This window comes from Antiquaquibacter metalliresistens (assembly GCF_029211225.1).
In the GTDB taxonomy this organism is placed as follows: Bacteria; Actinomycetota; Actinomycetes; order Actinomycetales; family Microbacteriaceae; genus Rhodoglobus; species Rhodoglobus metalliresistens.
The window spans coordinates 36,156-54,549 of sequence record NZ_JARGEM010000009.1 but is presented as its reverse complement, the minus strand read 5'-3'; the positions used below and the strand labels follow the sequence as shown (position 1 = coordinate 54,549).

Below are 18,394 nucleotides of genomic sequence, written 5' to 3'. Positions count from 1 at the left end.
ATCACGGTGACGTACTTGTCGCCACGCCTGGTGTGGCGCCAGACGTGCTCATCGACGCCAATGACCTTCACGCCCTCGAACCGCGTGGGGTCGTTGATCAGCAGCCGCTTGCCTTCAGCCAGGACCGCGTTGTTGGCGGTGTCCCACGCGACCCCGAGTCCCTCGGCGACACGTGCGACGGTGAGGTGTGCGACCACGATCCCTTCCAGCGCCCACCGCAGCCCGGTGCGCGAGAGCTTCGCGCGTGGCTCCGCCGCGGCGCTGGTGTCTTGGCGCCACACGTGTCCGCAGTCGGCACAGCGGTAGCGGCGCACTACAACTTCCAGCACGGTCGGTCGCCAGCCCAGCGGCTCGTGGGCCAACCGCCGGATCACGGTGTCACGAGCAGCGCCTTCGCTGCCGCACCGTCGGCACCACTGATCTGGTTCCACCACGCGGCACGCGAGGACCGCACGATCCGGTTCAAGTCGTTGTCCGGTCACGCTCAGACCGAGGCCGTCGAGTCGAGCGAAGGCGGTCAGGTCAGGGCGGCCGAAGCCGGCCGGCGGGGTAGCGTCGGTCACGTCGAGGTCTTTCGGATGGATGGCGTAGGAACCTCCGTCGTCGGGAGACCTCGACGTCTATCTGCGGACCGACGCTCCCGGCCGACCTACACCCTCATCTGGGAAGAGCAAGTTTGGTCTGCGGGACCAAGAATCGAGCATCGCCGGCATGCGACGATGTTTGCGCCCAGCGGACGCCATCATCCGCATCGGCACGTTCATTATCAAGGAGGATAACTTGGCGCAGATGTACACGGCTCGGGACTTGGTCGGCGTTCTCGGAATCGTCCCGACTCCTGCAACAGCCGATGCCGGGCGCTGGGACGAGACCAACACGGTCGAGGTGGACGTGACCATCTCGATGATCCGCGATGTGGCTCCGGTCGTCGACGCCATCATGACCCTCGGTACTTTTGGCGAAGGCGCGACGCTCACTGAGGACGAAGTCGTCACTTTCATGACGGCTGTGGTGTCCGAGAGCGGCAAGACGCCGGTCTTCGCCGGCGCGACCACCCTGAACACTCGAGACACGATCCGCCGTGCCCGTGTGCTTGTGGACCTCGGAGTCGACGGCTTGTTCCTCGGACGACCGATGTGGTGTGAAATGGACGACGACTCGATCGTTCGCTTCTACTCCGATGTCGCGGACGCACTGCCTGATGTCCCGGTCATCTTGTACGACAACCCCGCGGCGTTCAAAGGCAAGATCTCCCCGGAACTGTACGCGAGGCTTGCAACGATTCCCACCCTCATCGGTGCGAAGTACACATTCCTTGGCGACCAATATGCGGATGATGCCGAGGCCTGTGGTGACGAGATCCGACTGCTCCCGATGGATGCCGACTGGCTCGATGCTCATCGAGTCGCCGGTGAGCGAACCGCTGCTTGCTGGACCCCCAGCACCGCATGCGGCACCGAGCCGCTCGTGCGGTTGCGCGAGGCGATGGCCTCCTCCGATTGGATCGCCGCTGAGGCGATCGCCCAGGACATGAAGCGGACCTACTCGACGCTCATGCCGGAGGGGGACTTCTCGAGCTTCTCGAGGTACAACATCCCCCTCGACAAGGCGCGGATCGCCGCAGCCGGTGTCATCGACCCGGGCCCGGCCCGCCCGCCCTACCAGTCGGCTCCCCAGTCGTACATCGACGGCGCCACCGAGGCGGGTCGCCGGTGGGCCGAGTTGCGTCGTAGCTACACGACCCGGGCCGAAGACAGGTCGGCCAGCTAACGCCGCTCCGACGCGCGTGGCTGTGCGATTCACTTCGCCCACACGCGAATTCCCTCAGCACATCCCGATACGAGCCGGGCGACGATGCCCGCTCATCACGAAAGGAAGCTCCAAGTGACGACAGATGAGTCGGTTCTGGTCTCCTCAGAACCAGCAGCAGTTCCACGAAGGACTGCGCGCACGATCGCCGCTACGGCGGTTGGCACCGCTATGGAGATGTACGACTTCGTCCTGTACGGAACCGCGGCCGCTCTTGTATTCGGCCCCTTGTTCTTCCCGCAGGTAGACCCCATTATCGGCACATTGGCATCGCTGGCGACTTTCGGCGTGGGCTTCGTCGCCCGGCCTCTCGGCGGCGTGATCTTCGGCAACCTCGGTGACCGAATCGGCCGCAAGCGGGTGCTCATCATCACGATGATGGGGATGGGCGTCTTCTCGACTGTGATCGGATTGCTGCCGACCTATCAGTCGATCGGCCTGTGGGCCCCGATCCTTCTGGTCGTCCTGCGCCTCCTCCAGGGAGTCGCAATGGGCGGCGAGCAAGGTGGGGCTTTCGTCATGGCAGCAGAATCCGGCGGTCAACGCTCCACACGACGCGGGTTCCTGGGCGCATGGCCAGCGGTGGGCATGGCTGGCGGACTTGTTCTTGCGACTCTCATCTTCGGCGCGTTCGCGGGAGCGCTCGACGAGGATGCCTTCCTCTCTTGGGGCTGGCGAGTGCCATTCCTGATCAGCCTGGTGCTGGTCGGAATCGGCCTGGCAGTACGATTGGGAGTGCCGGAGACCAGCGTGTTCGAGGCCGTCAAGAGTCAGAACCGCATCGCGCGCGCACCGATGATCGTGGTGATTCGAAGCTACTGGCGACAGATTCTGCTGGTGATCGGGATGAAGTCCGGCGAGACCGCGGCGTTTTTCCTCATCGCGACGTTCTCGGTTTCCTACGGAAGTCAGTCCCTAGGCATTGCGCGGGCCGATATCTTGAACGCTGTTCTTGTTGCCGCCGTCGTAGAGATTTTCTCCGCTCCACTCTGGGGCGCACTGTCTGACCGAGTGGGACGCCGCCCCGTGATGATCTTCGGGGCTGCGTTCCTGCTGGTGTTCGCCTTCCCGTTCTTCATGCTGTTGAACACGACATCCATGCCTCTGGTCTACCTGGCGCTGATCCTCGCCATGGGCTTGGGTCACGCGCCTCTCAGCTCACCGGTGGGCGCATTCTTCGCCGAGCTCTTCCCAACACGGGTACGGCTCAGCGGCGTCTCCCTCGGAGTTCAGCTCACGTCGATGCTCGCGGGAGGCTTCACGCCCCTGATCGCCACCGCGCTGCTCGCCGCCACCGGCACTGTTTGGCCGGTCGCCATCTACATCGGGGCACTCGCGCTGGTCTCCTTGATCGCCACAGTCCTGACGCGAGAGACCTTTAGGTCGGGCGAGTTGCCGGTCGATTGACTCAAGCAGCTTTCTACAGCCTTCAGGAAAGAGGAAACGGATCATGGACAAGAAGAACGAGAAGCTGAGCGAGGAGGGACTGCATGAATTCATGCAGGAACTGGACCGCATGCACCATCGAGACGACCAGCACGTCATCGAACCGAATCTCGTCACCCACTCGGAGGACGCGTACTGGCTGACTGGATCGACCGACAATCCATCCCACCTCGGCCTGCTCCGTCACCTGCCGATGAAGACGGTCGAGTTCATCCTCCAGATGATCCCCGCAGACACTGCGACAGACCTGCAGCGGCACGTCCACGAGTCGGTTCACTACGTCTCAGACGGAAGCGGATGGTCGGAGATCGGAGACCAGGTCGTCGAGTGGAAGAAGGGCGACTTCGTCTTCACGCCGCCGTGGATCTGGCATCGACACTATGCCAATTCGCAGGACGTGCACATGATCATCATCGAGAACTCCCGGATGCTGAACACGCTTGATGCCGGCCGTCGCGAAAGCCGCGGCAGCGTCAGCTTCGCGGACGAGTTCGGCGCCAAAGATAGATGACCGGGACCGTGGATGGCGGTCGGGAGTACGATCAAGGGATGAAGCGGACCGATTCGTTGCCTCCGAGTCAGGTTCAGCCCAGTCACAGTCTTCTGAGTGACGCGTCGCAGCCGTTCGCCTGGGTACTGGACCTTAGCTCACGGGACAGTGCATCGAGCGAGTTGCCCGAGAACGCGCATGAAGTCGCACGTGAACACCTTGGACCCGGACCCGTGCAATGGGCTGCTTCGAAGGCTGCGAGCGTTGTCGACCTGATCGTCAGTACCGATCCCTCTCTCGCCCCGTCGGGCATGACGGTCCAAGTGACGACGGAAGCGCTGTTCTTGGACACCCTCCTCCGACTCGTGGACCCCGGCCTCGGTCGCTTCATGCGACCGGTTCTGCTGCAATTGGCGCAGGGGGCGCTGAATGAGGGCGCGACCCTGGCCGCTGTGCTTCGTGCCCTCAATCACGGGCAGGCCGGGGTCACCGAGGCGCTCCTTCACGAGTGTGAACGGCGTGTTTCACCCGGCGAACAGGGCACGATCATGCGGGCGCTTGTAAGCAAGGTCGTCAGCACCCACAATCAACTCGCCGAGGCCATCGCGGACATGCAACCGGCCACGGACGACCCCGTACGGTTCCTCCACGAAACAGAGTCGGGAGTCCTCGCATCCCTGTTGAGCGGGCGCGGGCGACCGGAACGGTTCGAGCAGGTCACCCGATACCCACTCGACCGCATCCATGTAGCGGCCATCGCATTCAGCAAACGGCGAGAGCCCAGCAAGCTTGAGGCGGCGACCATGGAGGCTCTCGAAAGCATGGGATGCGATCAAATATTCAAGGTGATGATCGCACCAAACGTGCTCTGGGCGTGGGGCAGCGTACGCACTGCTGACGATCTCCACCTGGAGCCGCCGACTCAGTGCAACGGATGGACGCTGGCCGTCGGCCTCCCGGGGAGGGGAACAGCCGGGTTTATCGCCAGTCATGACGAGGCACGAGCTTTGCAACGAGTCTCCATGATGGCAGGGTGGCGGAACCTCGGCCGAATCCTTCCCTATGACCGATATGGGGCTGTTGCAGAGCTCGCCGCCCGGCCCGAGCGTCTGCAACGATTCCTGGAGGTTCAGCTCGGCGGTCTCCTCGGTGCCGGTGGGCGCGAGACCGACCTGCGCAGCACGATGCTGGAGTACCTCAATGTCAATCGCAGCCAACACGCAGCTGCACGTCGGCTTCACGTATCGAAGAACACCGTGAGTTACCGGCTCCGGCGCGCAGAAGAGATCCTCGGCCGAGACCTTGGCACGGATCTCAGTCCACTCCATACCGCATTGCTTGCGACGGACATCCTCGGTGCGAGCCGTCCCACAGAGATGGACATGCCGCACACGAGCAAGTAGTCACGCCCACCAGGCCACCGCCTACCGGGCCGTGTTCCGGTGGGCGAACCGCTACAACACTCGCCGGCGCCACTCCGCGATCGGCAACATCAGCCCGAACGCCTACGAAGCCGCACGCTCCGCTAGGCTCGCGGAAGCGGCATAGCCGAACCGACACCGTGTCCACGATCAAGGGCCAAGGCCCCACAGCCGACACCGCGTCGCAGCTCCCGCACTGAACGAGCGGCGCCGACCGACGCCGCTCCCTGAGAGAAAGAAGCACACAATGTCAAACTCGCTCGATGGCAAGGTCGCACTCGTCACCGGTGGTGGCGGAGGGATCGGGCGCGAGACCGCGAAGGTCCTCGTCGACCACGGCGCACGGGTCGTCGTCGCCGACCTGTCCGAGGATGCCGGCAACGGGACGCTCGAGTACATCGACGGCGGAGACGCCGTGGCGTTCGTCCGGGCGGACGTGACCGACCTCGCGTCGATGCAGCACGTGGTCCAGGCCGCGGTGGACCGCTACGGCCGACTCGACATCGCGCACAACAACGCCGGCATCGAGCTCACCGGCCCCGACCTCGCCGACGTCACGGTGGAGCAGTTCGACAAGGTGATCGCCGTCAACCTCACCGGAGTGTTCATCAGCATGAAGGCCGAGATCCCGCAGATGCTGGCGCAGGGCGGCGGATCCATCATCAACACCGCCTCGTCCCTCGGGCAGGTCGCCATCGCCCACCAGTCCGCCTACGTCACGTCGAAGCACGGCGTCATCGGCCTCACCCGAGCCGCCGCGGTGGAGTACTCCGACAAAGGCATCCGCGTGAACGCAGTGCTGCCCGGGGTGATCCAGACGCCAATGATAGACGCGCTGGAGGAGACCTACCCCGGCTTCAAGGACGCGCTGCTGACGAAGCACCCGATCGGCCGACTCGGCACGCCGCACGACATCGCCGAGATGGTCGCGTGGCTCGGTTCCGACGCGGCCGCCTTCGCGACCGGCGCGCAGTTCGCCGTCGACGGCGGGTACCTCGCGATTTAGACGAGGTGGCCACGACGGACGGGAGGCACGGTGTCAGCTGGCACCGTGCCTCACGTCCGTCACCGGTCGCACCGCGACCGCGGGTCGCTGGTCGGCGCGATCTTCCACTCCGACCACGGCAGCGTCTACACCTCGAAGGCCTACGCCGCGCTCTGCGAGCAGCTGGGCGTGACCCAGTCCACGGGCGCGGTCGGCACGAGTGCCGACAACTCACTCGCGGAAAGCTTCAACGCCACGCTCAAGCGCGAACTCCTCGCCGGCCGGTCAGCGTTCCCGGACCAGGCCACCGCCTACCGGGCCGTGTTCCGGTGGGCGAACCGCTACAACACTCGCCGGCGCCACTCCGCGATCGGCAACATCAGCCCGAACGCCTACGAAGCCGCACGCTCCGCTACGCTCGCGGAAGCGGCATAGCCGAACCGACACCGTGTCCACGATCAAGGGCCAAGGCCCCGGCGTTTGCGCAGGTCAGCGGCTCGTTCGCCCAGTGGGCGCATCAAGCGATAGACGCAAAGCCGACGTGATTAGGTCGTCGGTTCGATTCCGACAGGCGGCTCCGGCGAACCGTTCTGGTGGTCGCGCGATGCGCTGGCCTCACGGCTCTGCCCGACACCGACGTCGCTCTCCTCTGCGACGGACCCCTCGCCGGCTGAGCGCTCGCGGCCGGCATCCTGTCCGTGTGCCGATAGGCCTCGCACCGCTCGGCAACGCAGCGTGGCGTTGCATCGCGACCTGGCGACGGCTCGGCGGGGCGCGATCGTCTCGTGCGTTGGCGGACTACGGGAGCTTGGACGCGAGGACGTCGGCCGCCAGGATCTCGGGTGCTGCGCCGAGGAGGTGCTGGTTGGCCATCAGGGCTGCGACGATGGCGCCGTTGGCGTGGGCGTCGCGAGCGGCTTCGTCGGGGAATGCATCGAAGATCCAGAAGGTGTCGGCGTGGGTCCTGACCGCGAACCAGACAATCGTTCCTACTTCTTCGTTGGCGAGTGCGACAGCGCCGGCGAGCAGATCGGCGACCGCGTCGTGCTGTCCATCGGCCGCGACGATCTTGGCGACGAAGGCATACGGAAGTGATGCGGGTGTGGACATGAGGGACTCTCCTTGACGTCGGGGTTCTTCGTGGGACGAGTTCAGCGTATGACGAGCAAGGGCCGGTGGGGAGTGGCGTATACGGCAGTATTGCTATTATTAGCGTCATGCGTATCGGACTGATCGCGATCGACGGCTGCCTCGGTTCGGCTATCGCGTCGGTCATCGACATCGTGCGGGTGGCCGACGGAGCCCGCGGCGATGTCGACCCGCGGATCGACCCGATCGAACTCGCCATCCTCGGACCGAAACGGCGAGTGACCACGACGGCATCGATGACCCTGTCGGTGGACCACCCGCTGCCGGAGTCCGGAGAGTTCGACGTGGTCGTCGTCCCTGCGCTTGGAACCCTCACGGCCGCCGCTACCAACGACGCCCTCCAGAGCCGAGATGCTCGTTCGGTCATCGCCTCGCTCGGGCGCCTCGACGAGGCGACCACCCGGATCGCCGCGGCGTGCACCGGCGTGTTCGCTGTCGCCGAGACCGGACGGATGCATCATCGGAGGGCGACGACCAGCTGGTTCCTGGGACCGGAGTTCCGGAAGCGCTATCCGACCGTCGCCCTCGATCTCGACACCATGGTCGTGGTCGACGGGAACCTCGTCACCGCCGGCGCCGCGTTCGCCCACATCGACCTCGCGCTCTCACTCGTGCGATCGATCAGCCCCGACCTGGCCCAACATGTCGCCAAGCTCCTCATCATCGACGAGCGCCCGTCGCAGGCGGCTTTCGTCGCCTACGAACATCTCCGGCACGAGGACCCGATCGTCGTCGAGTTCGAACGCTTCGTGCGCGCCCGCCTGGACGAACCGTTCAACGTCGCCTTCGTCGCGCAGTCGCTCGGCACCAGCCGGCGCACCCTCGAACGACGAGTCCGTGCGGCGCTCAACCTCACTCCGCTCGGCTTCGTCCAACGGCTTCGCACCGAACGAGCTCGACACCTCTCAGCAACCACGGACCTCACCTCCGCCGAGATCGCGCTACGGGTCGGCTACGCGAACGCCGAGACTCTGCGCTCCCTCCTGCGCATGGAGCGACGCCGTTCCTGACCTATCGCCATGCCTGTAGCCGGTGTCCTAGCGCTCGACTGGAACCACCTCTCAGCACGTCGCGTCGACGCTCCTGCGTCGCCCCTGGACTACCCACTCGACACGCCCGCAGCACAGGTCATGTGACGTGTCCCGGCTTCCCGGACGGTCGGGGTTGGGTGGCTGTGATGTCGCTGCGTTCTCGTCGAGAGGATCAGCAGACCCGATCAGGGTCGACTGGGATGAGCCGCGAAGGCGGTCAGGTCAGGGCGGCCGAAGCCGGCCGGCGGGGTAGCGTCGGACACGTCGAGGTCTTTCGGACGGATGGCGTAGGAATCTCCGTCGTCGGGAGACCTCGACGTCTATCTGCGGACCGACGCGCCCGGCCGACCTACACCCTCATCTGGGAAGAGCCGCTTCGCAGCTTCGCAGTCGGTGCCTGGTGGGCATCCATCATCGCCATGAGCGTGAAAGACGTTGCCCACATCGAGCCGCATCGGGGGTTTGCCGCGGAGATCTTCGAGGCGCCCAGAGAGCACACGCCTCCCGATCTGGAGCCTCAGCCCGCGTCACCCTCCGCAGGCTCCGGCACGACCCGCAACCCCGCCGGCGTGTTCGACAGCCTGGCGAGCTCTTCGACCCACGCCCGGTTGAGGCGCGGCTCCTTACTGCCCTGGAAGTCGAACTGCAGGGGGATGGTGGGGTGGATCCAGATCGAGCTGTGACCGCTCCCGGCCGCCGCGGTGTACTCCCACGAGAACGTGAAGCTCTCGCCGCGGCGCACCTTCGAGAGGATCACGATCTTGAGGTGCGCGAGCACGCGATCATCGAAGTCGACGGCGATCGACGGCGTGCCGTAGATGAACTTGCCCATGGTTACTGCCCCAGCCCGTCGTCGAGGTCGCGCATGATCTCGTCGACCTGCTTGGAGGTGCGGGTGGCGTCATCGCTGGTCTCGACGCTGCCGGCGATACCGACCTGCGGCATGACCGGAACCGGAAAGCGCTCGGCCTCCTCCTCCGCGGACATGCCGCCGACATCCGCCACATCGAACTGGCTGGCGGGGCTCAGCAGCAGCGTGTGCACTGAGGTCTCGCCGTTCTCCTCGAGCACCGTGACATCCACGGTGACGGCGTTCTCGGCGTCGGCCACCGCAGTCGTGTACTCGAGAAGCGCTTGCGTGATCGCGTTGCCGGTCACGATGGACCCGCCGCTGTAGGTGATGCGCTTCATGCCCTGAGACTAGCCGCTGCGCACCTACCCCACGGCACGCTTGACAAGCTCAGCAATCCGCGCCTCATCAGCCTTCGTCAGCGTCGTGATGGCGAACGTCGTCGCCCACATCGAGCCCTCATCCAGATTCGCGGTGTCGTTGAATCCCAGCGTCGAGTAGCGCGCCTTGAACTTGTCGGCCGGCTGGAAGAAGATCACGACCTTGCCGTCGCGAGCGTAGGCGGGCATGCCGTACCAGGTCTTCGGGTCGAGCTCGGGGGCGTGCTCGGTGACGATCGCGTGGATGCGCTCCGCGAGCGCGCGGTCCGCCGGCGGCATCTCGGCGACCTTCTCGAGCAGGTCGGCGAGCCCGTCCGCCTTCTTCGCACCCTTGCGAGCGGCGGACTTCAGCTCCTTCGCGCGCTCCTTCATCGCCTCGCGCTCCTCGGCGGTGAAACCCTCGTTCTTCTCGGCCACGGTGGCTCCCTTCGTCACCTCGACACTATGCGGCAGCCCTGGGGCGGTGCTTCTTCAAACCTGATCGGTTTGCGCGGCATCCCACCACTGCAGCACCCGGGTGCCGTAGAAGGTGAGCCACTTCGAGGGCTCGCCCGCCGCGACATCCACCTCGAACCACACGCTGCCCGGATGCCGGCGCTCCTGCACCCAGCTGCCGTCGGCCCGACGCGCCGCCCGAATCGCCTCGACCGCTTCCGCCAGGCGCGGATCGGGCGCGGTGCCCTGGTACAGCGCAGCAGCGCGGAAGTAGTCCACCGCCCGCAGCACGCTGTAGAACGAGCGGAACGGGTAGGCGAACCCCGTCACCCAGCCCGTCACCGGCTCGCCGGTCGTGAGCCTGCGCGTCAGCCGCCGCTCGAGCAGGTACTCCTCGGCCTCGCTGCGTGCGGCGCGCAGGGCATCGTCGCCGCCGACCGCCTGCTCGTAGTCGAGGATGCCGATGAGCGAGTTGAGCGTGGACGCGAACGACGCGCGCGTGGAGCCCTCCACCCACTCGCAGTTCCACCCGCCCTCGGGCATGCGGTGGTCGAGAAACCACTGGGCGATGCCGGAGACGTCGGCGCCGAGCCACACCCCGTTCGCGAGCGTCGACGCGTTGATGCAGCAGTCGACCTCGCCGCCCCAGTAGGGCAGGTCGTCGTACTCCCAGCGGCTGTTGCGATCGATGAGCTCGGCGGTGCCGGCGAGTGCCGCCGGGTCGAGACCCCACTCGCGCAAGGAGTTGAGCGACCACGAGGTCGCCGTCCACGGTTGACCGGCACCCGGCGCGGTCTCCGGGCCGTCGAAGTCGAAGTCGGCCGGGAAGAACGCTCCGCCGGCCCACTGGCCGTCGGCGTCCTGCAGCGCCAGCAGTCGGGCGCCGAAGCCCTCCGTGGCCACCCGCGCGCGTGTCGCCTGCCACACCTCCGGCGGGGCGCCGGCGAGGTCGCGCTCCACCTGCCACCGCAGCGCGGGGTCGGAGTCCAGCATCCAGTCGAGCAACTCGCTCATCTCAGCAGCGTACGTCTCAGTCGTAGACCCGCGCGAGCACCCACCCGCCGTCGCCGCGGCGGTGGATCACGAACATGCGCGAGCGGTCATCGTCGTCGGTGGCCTGGAAGCGCCAGCCGGTCACCGGGAGGGGATGCGTGGTGCCGAGCACCTCATCCTCGAGCCTGGTCGGGGTGTCGGTGACGCGGTAGTGGCGGCCCTCGAAGACGAGGCCGTAGGGCACCGCCTGTTCGAACCAGACGGTCAGTTGGGTGTCGTGCAGCAGGCTCATGGGGCGCTCCCGGCTCGAAGATGTGTTCGAATGTCGAGAGCGTAACCCCGACATCGCCGACACGCCAAACATCTTCGGTATTCAGTGTTGCTATCTACCGGTACTCGGCGTTACTATCTACTGGTAGTCAGCAACACTGAGTAGCAATCCGAGAGGCGCCCATGGGCAAACAAAAGATGACCGAGATGCTCAAGGGCACCCTGGAAGGCATCGTGCTCGCCGTGCTCGCGGCCCGGCCGGCGTACGGCTATGAGGTCACCGCGCGGCTGCGCGAGGAGGGCTTCGCCGACATCGTCGAAGGCACCGTCTATGCACTGCTGATCCGCATCGAGCAGCGCGGGTTCGTGGATGTGGAGAAGGTGCCCTCCGAGAAGGGGCCGCCGCGCAAGGTCTACTCGCTCAATGCGCGTGGCCGCGACGAGCTCGAGGACTTCTGGAGCACCTGGAGCTTCCTCTCGGAGCGGATCGAGCAGCTGCGCACCGAGCACACCGAACCCAGCGTGCGTGCCGACGGCACCGAACGCACCGAACCCAGCGGGCGAGCCGACGGCAGTGCCCGCACCGAACCCACCGAACCCACCGAACAAGGAGACAACTGATGGTTGCCAAGTGGATCGAGGCCCTCACCGGGTCACTCGAGCAGAAGAAGCAGTACAAGCAGGACAAGGCGCGCATCGACGCCCTGCCGGAGCCGTACGGCACCGCGGCGAAGGCGATGCACCGGTACTTCATGTACTACGGGGGAGTCACCGACGGCGACACCCTCGTCACGATGTTCGGCGACCTCGCCGACCTGTGGGAGCGTGCCGCGGCCGATGGCACGCCGCTGCGCGAGATCGTCGGCGACGACCCGGTGGCGTTCGCGGAGACCTTCGCGCAGGCCTACGCCGGCGAGCAGTGGATCGACAAGGAGCGCGCCCGCCTGACGAAGGCGATCGATGACGCGGAACGGGGCGAGCCGTCATGACCGCCGACACCGCCATCCGGGTGCACGGCCTGGAGAAGTCGTACCAGAAGCTCGACGTGCTGCGCGGCGTGGACTTCGAGGTGCAGCGGGGGAGCATCTTCGCCCTGCTCGGCTCAAACGGCGCCGGCAAGACCACGCTCGTGCGGATCCTCTCGACCCTGCTGAAGGCCGACGCGGGTGTCGCCGAGGTCGACGGCATCGATGTCGCGACCCGACCGGCCGACGTGCGCGAGGCCATCAGTCTCACCGGCCAGTTCGCGGCGGTGGATGAGGTGCTGAGCGGTCGCGAGAACCTCGAGTTGATCGCCCGCCTGCGTCACCTCGACGACCCGGGCGCGATCGCGGACGAGCTGCTCACGCGGTTCTCGCTCGCGGATGCCGCCAAGCGCCGGGTCGCGACCTACTCCGGCGGCATGCGACGCCGGCTCGACATCGCGATGAGCCTCATTGGCGACCCGAGTGTCATCTTCCTCGACGAGCCGACGACCGGCCTCGACCCGGAGGCGCGCCTCGAGGTCTGGGACACCGTGCGGCGACTCGCCGACGGCGGCACCACGGTGCTGCTGACCACGCAGTACCTGGATGAGGCCGAGCACCTCGCGGACCGCATCGCGATCCTGCATGAGGGTCGCATCCTCGTCAGCGGCACGCTCGACGAGCTCAAGCGGCTCCTGCCGCCCGCGAAGGTCGAATACGTCGAGAAACAACCCTCGCTCGAGGACGTCTTCCTCGCGCTCGTCGGAGGTGAAGCCAAGTGACCACGCACGTTCTCAGCGATACCGGCACCCTGACCGGTCGCTCGCTGCGCCACATCCTGCGCAGCCCTGACACCATCATCACGACCGCGGTCACGCCGATCGTCCTGATGCTGCTGTTCGTGTTCGTGCTCGGGGGCGCGATCGACACCGGCAGCGGTGGCTCGTACGTCGACTACCTGCTGCCGGGCATCCTGCTGATCACCATCGCATCGGGGGTCGCGTACACGGCCTACCGGCTGTTCCTCGACCTGCAGGGCGGCATCTTCGAGCGGTTCCAGTCCATGCCGATCGCGCGGTCCAGCGTGCTCTGGGCGCACGTGCTCACCTCGCTCGTCGCGAACGTGGTCTCGGTCGCCATCGTGATCGGGGTGGCGCTGCTGCTGGGCTTCCGCACCGGGGCGTCGGTGGGCGCATGGCTTGCGGTGGGCGGGATGCTGGTGCTGTTCATCCTGGCCCTGACCTGGCTCGCGGTGATCGCCGGGCTCTCCGCGAAGACCGTGGACGGGGCGAGCGCGTTCAGCTACCCGCTGATCTTCCTGCCGTTCATCAGCTCGGCGTTCGTGCCGACCGACTCGATGCCCGGCCCGGTCGCCTGGTTCGCCGAGCACCAGCCAGTGACCTCGATCGTGGACAGCGTCCGTGCGCTGTTCGCGCAGCAGCCGGTGGGCGGGGAGCTGTGGATCGCGCTCGCGTGGCTCGCCAGCATCCTGGTCGCCGCGTACGCGGCCGCGATCGTCATCTACCGCCGCAAGCTCAGCTGAGTCGCGCGGGGGAGTCGCTCGGGTCCGGTCAGGACTCGGGCGGCTCCGGCATGAGACGCAGGCCCTCGTTGCTCATCGAGGCGAGCATCATCTGCTCGATCCACGTGTTGTTCAGCGCCGGCGGCCTGCTGCCCACGAAACGGAACTGCAGCGGGATCGACTCGTGCATCCAGACGCTGCGTCGGCCGGAGCCCTCGTTGGGGCCGATCTCCCAGGAGAGCATGAACGGCTCGCTGCGTCGCAGCTTGTTGACGATCACGACCTTGAGGTGGGCGAGCAGGCGATCGTCCATCGGGATCTCCGAGGGCGGCGAACCGTACAGCAGCGTGCCCAAGGTGTCTCCCAGCTCGATTCCCGCCGGCGTCGATCGCGCGGCTGTGCTCACGATAAGCCGCGCGGGCCGATCGTGGAAATCAGAAGAGGGGGACTTCCGTTGCTCTTACGACTCTGCTACGCCCTCCTGGGGTTCCGGCATGAGACGCAGGCCTTCGCTGCTCATCGCCGACTGCGACAACAGCTCCAACCAGTTCTGGTTGAGCTGGGGCGGGCGGTTCGCGGTGAAGACGAACTGCAGCGGGATCGATGGATGCAACCAGATGCTCGCCCGGCCGGACCCCTCGCTCGCCGGCTGATCCCACGACAGCAGGAACGGCTCGTTGCGTCTGAGCTTGGCCACGATCACGATCTTGAGGTGGGCCAGAAGTCGGCCGTCCATCGAGATCTCGTGCGGCGGGGAGCCGTAGAGCAGGGCGTCCTGGGCCATCGCGGGTCAGAGCCCCTTGCCGCCGGTGACGGGCAGCACCGCTCCGGAGATGTACGAGCCCTCGTCGCTGGCGAGCAGCACATAGGCGGGCGCGAGCTCCGCGGGCTGACCGGCGCGACCGAGCGGGGTGTCCTGCCCGAAGGTCGGAAGCTTGTCCGGCCAGCTCGTGGCCGGAATCAGCGGGGTCCAGATCGGCCCGGGGGCGACGGCGTTGACGCGGATGCCCTTCGGCCCGAGCTCCTCGGCGAGCGCCTTCGTGAACGCCACCTGCGCCGCCTTCGTCATGGCGTAGTCGATGAGTCCGGGGGACGGGTTGAAGGCCTGGATCGACGTCGTCGAGATGATGGATGCGCCCGGCCGCAGGTGCGGGATCGCGCGCCCCGCGATCCACATCATCGAGTAGAGGTTGGTGCGGAACACCCGGTCGAACTCCTCGGTCGGGATCGATTCGAGACCCTCGCGGTTCTGCTGGTATGCGGCGTTGAGCACCAGGATGTCGATGCCGCCGAGCTGCGCGATCGTGCGGTCCACCACCTCGGCGCAGAAGGCCTCGTCGCGCACGTCGCCGGCCAGCAGCAGCGCGGTGCGCCCCGCATCCTGCACGAGCTGGGCGGTCTCCTCGGCGTCGGCGATCTCCTCGGGCAGGTGCACGATCGCCACGTCGGCGCCCTCCCGCGCATAGGCGATCGCGACGGCGCGCCCGATGCCCGAGTCGCCACCGGTGATGAGCGCCAGGCGACCCGTGAGCCGACCGGAGCCGCGGTAGCTCTGCTCGCCGTGGTCAGGCCTGGGCTCGGTGGCATCCGTCAATCCCGGCTGTTCCTGCTCCTGCTTGGGAAAGCCGTCGGCGAAGTAGCGTGTGCGGGGATCGATCATCGTCTGCATCACTCCACGCTGGCATGGGCGCGCGGTGAGCACGACGGGTTGACAAGCGCCGCCGTTCGGTGCGCTGTCGCGCACGACAACCGGGCCGAGGCCTTGGTCTCGCGCATCCGGTGCCTGTGCCGACGTCACGGCGCGCTTGACACCGATTGTGTGTCGAACATATCTTCGAATGTGTCACACCATTGGCGACCGAGCGACGAGTTGGAGCCCTCCGCGCGTCCGGGTGTCTGGACGCTGATGGATCGAGGCGTGCGCGTGGGCACGATCGAATCCGGCAGGGTCGGCACGGCCCGCGCGTTCCGAGCGATCTCACGCGACGGCCAGCCGGTGGGCTACGCCCTTGAGCTCGAGGACTGCTGCGATCGGCTCTGGGCGTGGTGGGTGTGCACCAAGAAGGGAGCCCGCATGTCCGCCTGGCCGTGGCCGCCGATCCAGATCGCCGATGACGAGTGGATCATCATGCGAACCGAAGCCTCGACCCCGCGTGCGGTGGTGCGTCGGTTCGTCACCGAGGGGCGCGAGTACTTTCGCGTCGTCAGCTGGTCGCCGCGCTCGGAGGAGCGCAGGCTCATCGGGCGCTACCCGAGCCTGGCGGCGGCGGACGACGCCGTGCTCACCGATCCGCCGCAGGACCTGCGACGCGGCCCCGACAAGGATCGGCGGCGGGCGTGATCAGCGCTTGGCCACCTTGCCGCGACCGAAGATCAGCCACAGCAGTGAACCGATGAAGCTCAGGAAGAACGCCACGAGAATCCACACGAACTTGCCGAACCCGCCGTGGTTGGGGTTGTTCACGATAGACACGACGGTGACGATGAAGATGACGAGGCCGATGAGGCCGCCGATGCTCCAGGTGATGGGATCCATGCCGCAATCCTAGGGGAGTCGTACCATCGAGCATGAGCGTTCTCGCAGCCGCATGGCGGGCTCTCGACGAAGATCCGGCCGCACTCTCGCTCGTGCGCGATCACGGCGAATCCGTGCCGCTGTCGTCCACCCTCGCGGTGGGGCCGCTCGTGCACGACGCCATCGCTGCGGCCTCCCTCTCGGCCGCACTGCTGGCCGCGCGCCGCAGCGGCACGGCGGTGCCGACCGTCGAACTCGACCCGGTGCGCATCGCGACCGCCGTCACGAGCGAGCGACACTTCCGGCTGGCGGGTGAACCGGTCAACGCCTTCGCCGAGCTCTCCGGGTTCTGGCCGACCGCCGACGGCTGGGTGCGAACCCACGCCAACTACCCGCACCACCGTGCTCGATTGATCGGCGCGCTCGGCCTCGGCGAGGATGCGACGGCGGATGACCTGCGTCACGCCCTTCGGCAGCGCTCCGCGATCGACGTCGAGGAGGCCGTGACGGCGGCGGGAGGCATCGCGGTGGCGGTGCGCACCGAGCAGGAGTGGGCGCGGCATCCGCACGCCGCTGCGGTCGCGCAGCACCCACTGCTGGGGCTGCGCCGCCTCGGGGATGCCACGCCCGCCGGCTGGGAGCCCGGCGACCTCGACGCGCCGGCCGCGGGCATCCGCGTGCTCGACCTCACCCGGGTGATCGCGGGCCCGGTCGCGACCCGCACGCTCGCGCTCTGGGGTGCCGACGTGCTGCGCATCGACTCGCCGAGCCTGCCCGAGATCGCCTGGCAGCACCTGGATTCGGGGGCGGGCAAGCGTTCCGCCCTGCTCGACCTCGCCGCCGACCCCGCCACCTTCGAGCGCCTGCTCGCCGAGGCGCACGTCGTGGTCACGGGCTACCGCCCCGGCTCTCTCGACGCGCTCGGCCTGTCGCCCGAGGCGCTCGCACGGCGCAGGCCCGGCATCGTGGTCGCGCGGCTGAGTGCCTGGGGCGACACGGGGCCGTTCGCGTCCCGGCGCGGCTTCGACTCGATCGTGCAGGCGGCCACCGGCATCGGATGGCTCGAGGGCGATGGCACGGCGCCGGGCGCGTTGCCTGCCCAGGCCCTCGATCACGCCGCGGGGTACCTGCTCGCCGCGGGTATCACCTCCGCGCTGCGCCGCAGGCACGACGAGGGCGGGGCCTGGCTCGTGGAGACGAATCTCGCCAGGGTTGCGCAGCAGCTGCTCGAAGGCCCACGAGGCGAGCGCCGCGACTGGCCGAGCTGGCAGCCGACCGTGATCACCACGGGCGAGGTGACGAGCACGGCCGCAGCGCCGCACTACGACGACGGTCCCGACTCCTGGGCGACGCCGGCCGTGCCGTGGGGCAGCAGCGCACCGCAGTGGGTGGCGCGCTGAGGCTGTCTACCCCTACGGTATCCCCATGACGAGACGGTTTCAGCTTCTGCCGGTGCTCGCAGCTGCGTTGCTCGGCGCGGCGAGCCTGACCGCCTGCGCGCCGAGCGGGGGCGCGACGCCGACTCCCACGGCAGCGGCGACCGCGACGCCGACGCCGACCGTCACCGCGGCGGCCGAAGCGGTGCCGCTCGCGGCGGCGCGCATCGACATCAGCGGCACACAACTGGTGGTCAGCGCAGCCGACGGCACCGCGATGGTGGCCATCCCGTTCAGCACGGAGCCGACGACCGCGGTCGCAGAACTCTCCGAGGCGCTCGGCGTCGAGCCGACCACCAGCACCCGGGCCGCCAACATCTGCCAGCCCGAGACGGTGGTCTACACGTGGGGTCAGCTGGATCTGCACGTGCCGGGCTATGTCACCAAGGATCCGGGTGCGGTGTTCACCGTGCAGGCCAACGGGCCGACCACCGTCGAGGGGGTGCCGATCAGGTCGGCGGGCATCGCGGTCGGCTCGACCCTCGCGGAGGTCTCCGCCGTGCCGGGCGTGTACACCTTCGACGACAGCTTCGGCGGGGTCACGGCCCAGCTCGACCGCATCTCGGGCACCGGACCCGACGACGTCGACGCGACCGGCGCGCTCGCCTACCTGTCGGCGGGCGTCGTCACCGACCTGATCTCGCCGGTGTACTACTACGGGGACTGCTAGCGGGCATACGGCCGTGTCCGCGGCGGT

General features: G+C 67.4%; 22 protein-coding genes and 3 pseudogenes. 14 read left to right on the top strand and 11 right to left on the bottom strand.

The window, feature by feature from the left end:
• A pseudogene (locus PYV02_RS14350) lies at positions 1-563 on the bottom strand (ISL3-like element ISPfr2 family transposase); the annotation flags it as partial.
• Positions 564-789: 226 nt separating this feature from the next.
• On the opposite strand from PYV02_RS14350, the gene PYV02_RS14345 reads away from it, so the two are divergent.
• The 6 genes and pseudogenes from PYV02_RS14345 to PYV02_RS14320 form a co-directional block, all read left to right on the top strand.
• A complete protein-coding gene (locus PYV02_RS14345; protein WP_275759755.1) occupies positions 790-1,770 on the top strand; it encodes a dihydrodipicolinate synthase family protein in 981 nt (326 codons plus the stop codon).
• A gap of 84 nt (positions 1,771-1,854) precedes the next feature.
• Entirely contained in the window at positions 1,855-3,216 is a 1,362-nt protein-coding gene (locus PYV02_RS14340) for an MFS transporter (RefSeq protein WP_275759751.1), read from the top strand.
• 43 nt (positions 3,217-3,259) lie between these two features.
• A complete protein-coding gene (locus PYV02_RS14335) occupies positions 3,260-3,766 on the top strand; it encodes a cupin domain-containing protein (RefSeq protein ID WP_275759750.1) in 507 nt (168 codons plus the stop codon).
• A gap of 38 nt (positions 3,767-3,804) precedes the next feature.
• Positions 3,805-5,148 carry a PucR family transcriptional regulator gene (locus PYV02_RS14330; protein ID WP_275759749.1) on the top strand — a complete coding sequence of 448 codons (1,344 nt, stop codon included), beginning with the start codon at positions 3,805-3,807 and terminating at the stop codon, positions 5,146-5,148.
• A 265-nt stretch (positions 5,149-5,413) separates the two neighbouring features.
• Entirely contained in the window at positions 5,414-6,172 is a 759-nt protein-coding gene (locus PYV02_RS14325) for a glucose 1-dehydrogenase (RefSeq protein ID WP_247961716.1), read from the top strand.
• A 78-nt stretch (positions 6,173-6,250) separates the two neighbouring features.
• Positions 6,251-6,586, top strand: a pseudogene (locus PYV02_RS14320) (transposase); the annotation flags it as partial.
• A 363-nt stretch (positions 6,587-6,949) separates the two neighbouring features.
• Here PYV02_RS14320 and PYV02_RS14315 read toward each other — a convergent pair.
• Positions 6,950-7,261, bottom strand: a complete 312-nt coding sequence (locus PYV02_RS14315) for a putative quinol monooxygenase (protein WP_033107114.1) — start codon at positions 7,259-7,261, stop codon at positions 6,950-6,952.
• A 107-nt stretch (positions 7,262-7,368) separates the two neighbouring features.
• On the opposite strand from PYV02_RS14315, the gene PYV02_RS14310 reads away from it, so the two are divergent.
• Positions 7,369-8,310 carry a GlxA family transcriptional regulator gene (locus PYV02_RS14310; protein ID WP_275759747.1) on the top strand — a complete coding sequence of 314 codons (942 nt, stop codon included), beginning with the start codon at positions 7,369-7,371 and terminating at the stop codon, positions 8,308-8,310.
• 538 nt (positions 8,311-8,848) lie between these two features.
• On the opposite strand, the gene PYV02_RS14305 is transcribed toward PYV02_RS14310, so the two are convergent.
• The 5 genes from PYV02_RS14305 to PYV02_RS14285 are packed head-to-tail and all read right to left on the bottom strand — an operon-like array spanning position 8,849 to position 11,281.
• Entirely contained in the window at positions 8,849-9,163 is a 315-nt protein-coding gene (locus PYV02_RS14305) for a DUF7882 family protein (RefSeq protein WP_275759746.1), read from the bottom strand.
• Between the two features lie 2 nt (positions 9,164-9,165).
• On the bottom strand, positions 9,166-9,522 hold the full coding sequence (locus PYV02_RS14300) for a hypothetical protein (RefSeq protein WP_275759745.1): 357 nt from the start codon (positions 9,520-9,522) through the stop codon (positions 9,166-9,168).
• A gap of 24 nt (positions 9,523-9,546) precedes the next feature.
• Complete coding sequence (locus PYV02_RS14295) at positions 9,547-9,996, bottom strand: iron chaperone (protein ID WP_420833642.1); 450 nt, start codon at positions 9,994-9,996, stop codon at positions 9,547-9,549.
• A 36-nt stretch (positions 9,997-10,032) separates the two neighbouring features.
• Positions 10,033-11,010: a squalene cyclase gene (locus PYV02_RS14290; RefSeq protein ID WP_275759744.1), complete on the bottom strand. Its 978-nt coding sequence runs from the start codon at positions 11,008-11,010 to the stop codon at positions 10,033-10,035.
• Between the two features lie 16 nt (positions 11,011-11,026).
• A complete protein-coding gene (locus tag PYV02_RS14285; RefSeq protein ID WP_275759743.1) occupies positions 11,027-11,281 on the bottom strand; it encodes a hypothetical protein in 255 nt (84 codons plus the stop codon).
• A 161-nt stretch (positions 11,282-11,442) separates the two neighbouring features.
• Between PYV02_RS14285 and PYV02_RS14280 the strand changes: the two are divergent.
• From PYV02_RS14280 to PYV02_RS14265, 4 genes and pseudogenes are all read left to right on the top strand, one after another.
• Positions 11,443-11,766 (top strand): annotated as a pseudogene (locus PYV02_RS14280) (PadR family transcriptional regulator); the annotation flags it as partial.
• A gap of 113 nt (positions 11,767-11,879) precedes the next feature.
• Positions 11,880-12,248 carry a DUF1048 domain-containing protein gene (locus tag PYV02_RS14275; RefSeq protein ID WP_275759741.1) on the top strand — a complete coding sequence of 123 codons (369 nt, stop codon included), beginning with the start codon at positions 11,880-11,882 and terminating at the stop codon, positions 12,246-12,248.
• A complete protein-coding gene (locus tag PYV02_RS14270; protein ID WP_275759739.1) occupies positions 12,245-13,006 on the top strand; it encodes an ABC transporter ATP-binding protein in 762 nt (253 codons plus the stop codon). Before PYV02_RS14275 ends, PYV02_RS14270 begins: the two co-directional genes overlap by 4 nt.
• Positions 13,003-13,767 carry an ABC transporter permease gene (locus PYV02_RS14265; protein WP_275759737.1) on the top strand — a complete coding sequence of 255 codons (765 nt, stop codon included), beginning with the start codon at positions 13,003-13,005 and terminating at the stop codon, positions 13,765-13,767. Before PYV02_RS14270 ends, PYV02_RS14265 begins: the two co-directional genes overlap by 4 nt.
• A gap of 28 nt (positions 13,768-13,795) precedes the next feature.
• On the opposite strand, the gene PYV02_RS14260 is transcribed toward PYV02_RS14265, so the two are convergent.
• From PYV02_RS14260 to PYV02_RS14250, 3 genes are read right to left on the bottom strand one after another with little or no spacing between them, the layout of a single operon-like run.
• The gene (locus tag PYV02_RS14260) at positions 13,796-14,152 is read right to left on the bottom strand and encodes a DUF7882 family protein (RefSeq protein WP_275759736.1); all 357 of its coding nucleotides are present in this window, start codon (positions 14,150-14,152) and stop codon (positions 13,796-13,798) included.
• Positions 14,153-14,206: 54 nt separating this feature from the next.
• Positions 14,207-14,530, bottom strand: coding sequence for a DUF7882 family protein (locus tag PYV02_RS14255; protein ID WP_275759735.1), 324 nt, complete (start codon positions 14,528-14,530; stop codon positions 14,207-14,209).
• A gap of 6 nt (positions 14,531-14,536) precedes the next feature.
• Positions 14,537-15,415, bottom strand: coding sequence for an SDR family oxidoreductase (locus tag PYV02_RS14250; protein WP_275759734.1), 879 nt, complete (start codon positions 15,413-15,415; stop codon positions 14,537-14,539).
• 255 nt (positions 15,416-15,670) lie between these two features.
• Between PYV02_RS14250 and PYV02_RS14245 the strand changes: the two genes are divergently transcribed.
• Positions 15,671-16,087, top strand: a complete 417-nt coding sequence (locus PYV02_RS14245; RefSeq protein ID WP_275759733.1) for a hypothetical protein — start codon at positions 15,671-15,673, stop codon at positions 16,085-16,087.
• Here PYV02_RS14245 and PYV02_RS14240 read toward each other — a convergent pair whose 3' ends face one another.
• Positions 16,088-16,282: a PLDc N-terminal domain-containing protein gene (locus tag PYV02_RS14240; RefSeq protein WP_275759732.1), complete on the bottom strand. Its 195-nt coding sequence runs from the start codon at positions 16,280-16,282 to the stop codon at positions 16,088-16,090. It abuts the gene before it with no gap.
• A 32-nt stretch (positions 16,283-16,314) separates the two neighbouring features.
• Between PYV02_RS14240 and PYV02_RS14235 the strand changes: the two genes are divergently transcribed.
• Both PYV02_RS14235 and PYV02_RS14230 read left to right on the top strand, forming a co-directional pair.
• Positions 16,315-17,661 carry a CoA transferase gene (locus PYV02_RS14235; protein ID WP_275759731.1) on the top strand — a complete coding sequence of 449 codons (1,347 nt, stop codon included), beginning with the start codon at positions 16,315-16,317 and terminating at the stop codon, positions 17,659-17,661.
• A 25-nt stretch (positions 17,662-17,686) separates the two neighbouring features.
• On the top strand, positions 17,687-18,367 hold the full coding sequence (locus PYV02_RS14230; protein ID WP_275759730.1) for a hypothetical protein: 681 nt from the start codon (positions 17,687-17,689) through the stop codon (positions 18,365-18,367).
• The last annotated feature ends 27 nt before the right edge of the window (positions 18,368-18,394 follow it).

Coding starts and splice junctions, on each gene's coding strand:
- PYV02_RS14345 (WP_275759755.1), top strand. CDS start 790: ATGTACACGGCTCGGGACTTGGTCGGCGTTCTCGGAATCGTCCCGACT.
- PYV02_RS14340 (WP_275759751.1), top strand. CDS start 1,855: ATGCCCGCTCATCACGAAAGGAAGCTCCAAGTGACGACAGATGAGTCG.
- PYV02_RS14335 (WP_275759750.1), top strand. CDS start 3,260: ATGGACAAGAAGAACGAGAAGCTGAGCGAGGAGGGACTGCATGAATTC.
- PYV02_RS14330 (WP_275759749.1), top strand. CDS start 3,805: ATGAAGCGGACCGATTCGTTGCCTCCGAGTCAGGTTCAGCCCAGTCAC.
- PYV02_RS14325 (WP_247961716.1), top strand. CDS start 5,414: ATGTCAAACTCGCTCGATGGCAAGGTCGCACTCGTCACCGGTGGTGGC.
- PYV02_RS14315 (WP_033107114.1), bottom strand. CDS start 7,261: ATGTCCACACCCGCATCACTTCCGTATGCCTTCGTCGCCAAGATCGTC.
- PYV02_RS14310 (WP_275759747.1), top strand. CDS start 7,369: ATGCGTATCGGACTGATCGCGATCGACGGCTGCCTCGGTTCGGCTATC.
- PYV02_RS14305 (WP_275759746.1), bottom strand. CDS start 9,163: ATGGGCAAGTTCATCTACGGCACGCCGTCGATCGCCGTCGACTTCGAT.
- PYV02_RS14300 (WP_275759745.1), bottom strand. CDS start 9,522: ATGAAGCGCATCACCTACAGCGGCGGGTCCATCGTGACCGGCAACGCG.
- PYV02_RS14290 (WP_275759744.1), bottom strand. CDS start 11,010: ATGAGCGAGTTGCTCGACTGGATGCTGGACTCCGACCCCGCGCTGCGG.
- PYV02_RS14285 (WP_275759743.1), bottom strand. CDS start 11,281: ATGAGCCTGCTGCACGACACCCAACTGACCGTCTGGTTCGAACAGGCG.
- PYV02_RS14275 (WP_275759741.1), top strand. CDS start 11,880: ATGGTTGCCAAGTGGATCGAGGCCCTCACCGGGTCACTCGAGCAGAAG.
- PYV02_RS14270 (WP_275759739.1), top strand. CDS start 12,245: ATGACCGCCGACACCGCCATCCGGGTGCACGGCCTGGAGAAGTCGTAC.
- PYV02_RS14255 (WP_275759735.1), bottom strand. CDS start 14,530: ATGGCCCAGGACGCCCTGCTCTACGGCTCCCCGCCGCACGAGATCTCG.
- PYV02_RS14250 (WP_275759734.1), bottom strand. CDS start 15,415: ATGCAGACGATGATCGATCCCCGCACACGCTACTTCGCCGACGGCTTT.
- PYV02_RS14240 (WP_275759732.1), bottom strand. CDS start 16,282: ATGGATCCCATCACCTGGAGCATCGGCGGCCTCATCGGCCTCGTCATC.
- PYV02_RS14235 (WP_275759731.1), top strand. CDS start 16,315: ATGAGCGTTCTCGCAGCCGCATGGCGGGCTCTCGACGAAGATCCGGCC.
- PYV02_RS14230 (WP_275759730.1), top strand. CDS start 17,687: ATGACGAGACGGTTTCAGCTTCTGCCGGTGCTCGCAGCTGCGTTGCTC.